This is a genomic window from Methylibium sp., from assembly GCF_013817365.1.
Classification (GTDB): domain Bacteria; phylum Pseudomonadota; class Gammaproteobacteria; order Burkholderiales; family Burkholderiaceae_C; genus Methylibium.
The window spans coordinates 1-5,071 of the sequence record NZ_JACDCU010000309.1; the positions used below are offsets into that span (position 1 = coordinate 1).

The following is a 5,071-nucleotide window of genomic DNA, read 5'->3' on the forward strand; positions in this document are numbered from 1 at the left end:
GCTGGCGAACAGCAGCCAACCGGCCGCTCCCGCCGCGACGATCACGACCACGACATTGAGCTTGTTTTTCCAGGCATAGAGGAAGGCCAAGGCCGCAGCGAAGATCAGCACGCCGACGGCCAAGGAAGGCACCCGCTCCGCCGTGACTCGGCCGAGGTCGACAGTCGTCGCGGCGATCAGGCCGACGACCGCCGCCGCAACGCCGTCCAGGAAGGCGTGAAGCTGCCTGATTTCGAGCACGGCCTCCAGCCGGTCATAGAAGATCAGCGAAAAGGCGAAGGCGGGAAGGAAGACGCCGGCGGTCATGGCGATCGCCCCGAGCGGCCCGCCGCCGACATAGCCGACGAAGGTGGCGAAGATGATCAGCGGCGCGGGCAGCACGCCCGACAAGGCCAGGCCATCGAGGAACTGCCCGTCGCTCATCCAGCCACGCCCCACGGCGTCGTTGCGGATGAAAGGGATGGCGGTGTAGGCGCCGCCGAAGGTGAGCAGGCCTGCCTTCAGGCCCGAGACGAAGAGCAGCAGCACCGAGGCTTCGCCCTGGACGACCGTCGCGACGCGCGTGGCCGCCGGCGCCGCCCAGAGCAGCAGGGCGACGGCCAGCGCGACCGCGCAGACTGTTGCCAGGAGGGCCGTCAGCCGGCGGTTCAAGACCAGCAGGGCGTAGACCGCTCCGGCCGCCGGCAAGGTGATCCAGAAGCCCACCCCGGCGAAAGACGCCAGCCCGCAAACGATCGCGATCGCCCACAACCAGCGGTCGATCAGGATGTGTTCTCCGATGCGGTGCACGGCACGCGCGATCAGTGCGATCACGGCCGCCTGCACGCCGAGGAACGCGGCACCAAGCGCGGTGCCCGCGATGTCGATGCGGAAGTACAGCCACGACAAGGCCAACATCAGCAGAAAGCCCGGGAGCATGAACCCCAGGCCCGCCAGCAGGCCGCCCAGCCGCCCTTTCGCGCGCATGCCCAGGTGAACGCAGAGCTCATGCGCTTCGGGTCCCGGCAGCACCTGCATCACCGCCAGCAGCTTGTTGAAGCGCGCGCTGGAAATCCAGCGCTCCTCGTCCACGAGCTCGCGCCGCAACATGGCGATCTGGGCCACCGGCCCGCCCCATGCGAGCAGGCCGAACTTGAGAAAACGCACGAACAGCTGGGCATGGCTCAGGCTCGGAGGGAGGGCTTCGCGCTCGCTCGCGACGGCGGCGATGGTCGTACTCATCCGGTCACCTTTGCAGACATTGCACGGAGTGCATCTTGCGGATTCCACGTGTGGCTTTCGTGCTGCCCCTCCTTGCACCAGACGTACAGCGCGTCGTAGAGCACCATGCCACGGTCGAGCATTTCGTGGTCGTCGGCGAAGAGGCGCGACAGCCCGAGCGACACGGCGGCGAGCCCCGCGGCCTGCGGTGCGAGATCGAGCCGGCCCGTGTCGGCTGCGCGCACGATCAGCGCGAGCCGCTCCAGAGCGGGATCGCTGCCCAGGCGGTAATGCCGGACGAAGGCATCGAAGCTGCAGCGCTCGCCCTCGTGCGTGAAATGCACCCCCGCCACGTCGTAGGGCACCGCATGCTGCGCCTGGGCGACTTCACGCACCTGCGGCTCGGGGACGTAGAGAAACTCCGCATCCCGATCGATTAATCGTGCGATGAGCCAGGGGCAGGCGATGCGGTCGATCTTCGGACGTTCGCGCGTCACCCAGCGCGTGCCGCTGCCTGCCGGCTTGACATCGAGCGGCCCCTGGGCCGCCTTCCACTCGTCCATGCCGCCTTTCAGACAGCGCGCGCCGAGACCGTGCTCCGAGAGGCGCTTCACCACGCTCTGGCTGACCTCGTGGCCGTGCACGCAGTACGCGACCACGGCGCTCGTCCGCGGCAAAGCCTTCATCCAGTCCTCGACCGCTTCGGGGTCGCGGCGCAGGGCGCCCGACACGGTCTCGCTCGCTTCGCGGTACGCCGGCTGGCGCCTCACGTCCAGCACGATCGGGGCGCCCGGTCCGCCCAGCACGGACTGCAGTTCGGAAGTGGAAATCGAACTCATGCTTGCCTCACTCGAAAAGCGTCGAACAAAGCGGCACACCGCGGCCGCAGCGATTCCTGAGTGCCGCGCCCGATCATTTCGGCGCTCCCTTGAGCTTCGTGCGCTGGCCTTCACGCTGGAAGTGCACGTACAGCGAGTCGAGCACGGCACTCATCTCCGCCAGCAATGCGTCGTCATCCGCCACGCGCTCGCGTGCGCCGGCCAGCACGGCCTCGAAACCGCTCGCCTCCGGCACCGCTTCGCCGCCCACATCGAGCACGCGCACCATCGCACCGAGGCGAACGAGTGCCACGTCATCCTCCAGGCCGAAGCTCGCCATCAATACCTCGAAGCTCACGCGGTCGCCGACATGGGTGAAGTGCGCGCCGTCGAAGTCGAAGCCGAGGGCCTTGCGCGGGCAATCCGAAGGTTTCGCGAGCCACATGAAGCGCGCGTCGCGGTCGATGAAGCGGCGGATCAACCACGCGCTGGCCACGCGATCGACCCACAGCCGGCGGCGCGTAGCCCACAGGCGCCCTTGGTAGTCGCCCACGTCGAGTCGCGGCACTTCGCCGTCGGTGTTCTGCGGCTCGTCCGGCGACAGGAAACGCGCGAGACGCTGGTTGAAGTCGCTCCAGGCGGCCTCGGCCTCCACGCTGGCTTCGTTCGGAAAGAAGTCGATCGCGCGCAGCGCCTCGTACTCGCGGTGCAGTCTCTTCTGCAAGCGGGCCAATTCGGCGACGCCGAGGCTCGCGAGCGTCTTGCCGGCCTGTTTCCAGGCGGTGACGAGGCCGGCGTAGTCCTCACTCCGATCGAAGAGCACCGGGTAAGCCTCGGCATCGGCGGACGTCGTTGGGGCGGCCGCCATGACCCACGCGCTGCCGCCCTCGCGCAAGCACTCGTCGGCCAGGTCCCGCAAGGCTGACTGATGTTCTGCGCTGGCGGGAAGCAGGTAGGCGCCGTCTCGCAGTGCAGCGCAGCCCTGCGCTTTGAGCGAGCGCCAGATCCGCATTCGCGCCGTCGCCCCTTGCGTCGGCAACGAGAGGATCAGAAGAAGCCAGGCGGCCGGCGGGGAGCTCATGTCGCTGACATTACATCCATGTAGATGTAATTACAAGATCGACGCGCGGTCCCCGGTGCCGGCATGCCGTCCCCGTTGGCCGGCCTACGCCTTCATGAGCGGTTCACCGCCTCCCGCGTCCGGCCAGCATTTCAAGGATTTCCCGGAACACCTGGTTGCCCGTCGAGCCGCTCAGGTCGAGCGCCTGGCTGCGGCCGTAGTAGGGGCTGAGGTCGAGCCCGACGCCGACGCCGTAGATCGCCACGCCGCCCGACTGCTCGCGGCGCCCGACGATCTGGCGCAAATGGTGGTCGAGGTAGTGGCGGTCGTTGGCCAGGTTCGTGGCCGTGTCCATCGGGCAGCCGTCGGAGACGACGAGCAGCAGCCGGCGCTCCTCCGCGCGGCCCTCCATGCGCCGGCAAGCCCACTCCACCGCCTCGCCGTCGATGCCTTCGCGGAACAGGTCGGCCTTGAGCAGGGCCGCGATGCTGGTGCGCGCGTGGCGCCACGGCGTGTCGGCGTCCTTGAAGACGAGGTGGCAGACCTCGTTCAGGCGGCCCGGGTGCGCGGGGCGCCCGGCACGCTGCCAGTCGCGCTGCGCGCGGCCACCGTTCCAGGTGTTGGTGGTGAAGCCGAGGATCTCGCTGCTCACGCCCGCCTGTTCGAGCGCGCGCACGAAGATGTCGATCAGCATCGCCACCGATTCGATGTGCTCCTTCATGGAGCCGGAACAGTCGATGAGAAAGCTCACCAGGCAGTTGGCGACCGGCTCCTGCCGCTCGCTGCGAAAGAGGCGCCGCTCGGTCGGCGAGGTGATGAGCTGGGCGAGGCGGCGGCCGTCGATGTGGCCTTCTTCCTGGCCGGCGTCCCAGCCGTCGCGCGTGGGTGCGGCGAGCAAGGCCTTGAGTTCGCGCGCGAGGCGCGGCAGGTTGACGCCCTGCCCGGCGATGCGGCGGTCGAGCCGCTCGCGGTACTCGATCAGCAGCGGCTTGCGCACCAGCGTGGCGGCATCGATCTGGCGGTCGTAGGCGGTCGAGAAGACCCGGTAGCCACCGGGCGCGTCTTCGAGAACGCGGCTGTTGCCGGCGACCGGCGTGGCGAGGGCCGCGGTGTCGTCGCCCTCCAGGTCCATCAGCAGGCTGAAGGCGGCGCGCTCTTCGTCCTCGTCGCCTTCGCCGCGCTGGGCGGTCCCGCCGTCCTGCGTATCGCTCGCACGAACCGCCGCGCCCACGAGTCGGGCGATGGCGAGTGCATGTTCGGCATATGCGGCCTGGTCCTGCCGATCACGACGCAGGCCGAAGAGGTGCACGCCGAGCACTGGCGCGAGCCCGGCCCGCGTGTGTTCGATGACGCCCTCGATCTGCTCGAGAACGGGCTCAGTCGTCACACGCGCGCGGCAGACCTGCGCCACCGTGTAGAGCAGGACGCCGTGCACGCTCTCGGTCAGCCCGGCGTGGTGGAAGGCGAGCGACCACTGCTCGAAGCGGTGGCGCAGATTACGCACAACACCCGGCATGCCCTCGGGCGCCAGTGACTCGACGCGCAGTTGCTCGAGCAGCTCGAACACCAGCCGATCGACCGGCTCATGCGGACACAGCCGCTGGTGCCGTTCAGCGTCGGAGCGGCTCAGCCGCAGCGCGAGGCCATCGGCCGCACCGCGAAAGGAGCCGAAGTCATCGTCGTCGAGCGAGGGATGCAGGTGCGGCGCGAACAGCGGCAGCGCGCGCGTCCCGCGATGCAGGCGCCGGCCGCGGAAATGCAGGTCCCTCTCGCCGCTGAGGGCCCGGATGGCCGCGGCGCAGAGCTCCTCGACCTTCTGCTGATGCCGAGCGCGGGCTTGGGCTTGGCCGGTCATTTCAATGGCCGCTGGGGCTGCCGAGGCGAGGCAATCGATTAGCCATGGGCGGACGCCTGGCGACAGAGCCATGGAGCAAGCCCGACGGTCTGCGCGCCCAGGCCATCGGGCGACCGACTCCGCTCATGTCCCCCGCGC

4 protein-coding genes are annotated in these 5,071 nt (G+C 69.0%); all 4 read right to left on the minus strand.

The window, feature by feature from the left end; translation table 11 throughout:
- On the minus strand, positions 1-1,221 hold a 1,221-nt coding region (locus H0W38_RS16335), incomplete at its 3' end, for a chromate transporter (protein ID WP_292456015.1).
- The gene (locus tag H0W38_RS16340; protein ID WP_292456016.1) at positions 1,218-2,039 is read right to left on the minus strand and encodes a chromate resistance protein ChrB domain-containing protein; all 822 of its coding nucleotides are present in this window, start codon (positions 2,037-2,039) and stop codon (positions 1,218-1,220) included. The genes H0W38_RS16335 and H0W38_RS16340, both read right to left, overlap by 4 nt.
- A 73-nt stretch (positions 2,040-2,112) precedes the next feature.
- Positions 2,113-3,099 (minus strand): chromate resistance protein ChrB domain-containing protein, encoded by a 987-nt coding sequence (locus tag H0W38_RS16345; protein WP_292456019.1) that lies wholly within the window; start codon positions 3,097-3,099, stop codon positions 2,113-2,115.
- Between the two features lie 103 nt (positions 3,100-3,202).
- Positions 3,203-4,933, minus strand: coding sequence for a cobalt chelatase (locus tag H0W38_RS16350; RefSeq protein ID WP_292456020.1), 1,731 nt, complete (start codon positions 4,931-4,933; stop codon positions 3,203-3,205).
- Positions 4,934-5,071 lie beyond the last annotated feature (138 nt).

Coding starts and splice junctions, on each gene's coding strand:
- H0W38_RS16340 (WP_292456016.1), bottom strand. CDS start 2,039: ATGAGTTCGATTTCCACTTCCGAACTGCAGTCCGTGCTGGGCGGACCG.
- H0W38_RS16345 (WP_292456019.1), bottom strand. CDS start 3,099: ATGAGCTCCCCGCCGGCCGCCTGGCTTCTTCTGATCCTCTCGTTGCCG.
- H0W38_RS16350 (WP_292456020.1), bottom strand. CDS start 4,933: ATGACCGGCCAAGCCCAAGCCCGCGCTCGGCATCAGCAGAAGGTCGAG.